1 pseudogene is annotated in these 556 nt (G+C 61.5%); it reads left to right on the top strand.

Going from position 1 to position 556, the window contains the following annotated elements:
- Positions 1-70: 70 nt before the first annotated feature.
- Positions 71-556, top strand: a pseudogene (locus HMPREF3151_RS10895) (IS21 family transposase); the annotation flags it as partial.

Raw genomic sequence — 556 nt, forward strand, 5'->3', positions numbered from 1 at the left:
CCAGGCGGTACCGTTTCGTCACCAGCAGTCAAGCCGCAAAGACATTTTCGATGCGCATGAAAGGCACCTGTTGACAGCGCTTCCCGATACCCCGTGGCAGCGCACCGAGTGGAAACGCGCCAAGGTCGCCCCGGATTTCCACATCACCGTAGCTAGCGTGCGGTACTCCGTGCCGCACCAGCTCGTTGGCCGCACTGTCGATGTGCGCATCACCGGGCAAGTGCTCACGGTCTTCGATGGTGGCCGTGCCGTTACAACCCACACGCTTGCCCACACCCGCGGGGCGTATGTCACCGATGCCGACCACATACCGGCGAACATGGATCACACCCAGGGACTGTGGACGAGCGATTACTTCCTGCGCGAAGCCCAAAAGATCGGCCCGGCGACACGCACCGTCATCGAGGAAATGATCACGGCGAAAGCAATCCCGGCCCAGGCGTACCAATCGTGCAGGAACGTGCTGTCAATGGGCAAACACGCCAACAAGCTCGTGTTGGAAGAAGCATGTAAGCGCCTAGTCTCCTCCGACGGGACCCGCCGGGCGGTGTCCTAC

The organism is Corynebacterium sp. HMSC05H05, assembly GCF_001807265.1.
Taxonomy (GTDB): Bacteria; Actinomycetota; Actinomycetes; order Mycobacteriales; family Mycobacteriaceae; genus Corynebacterium.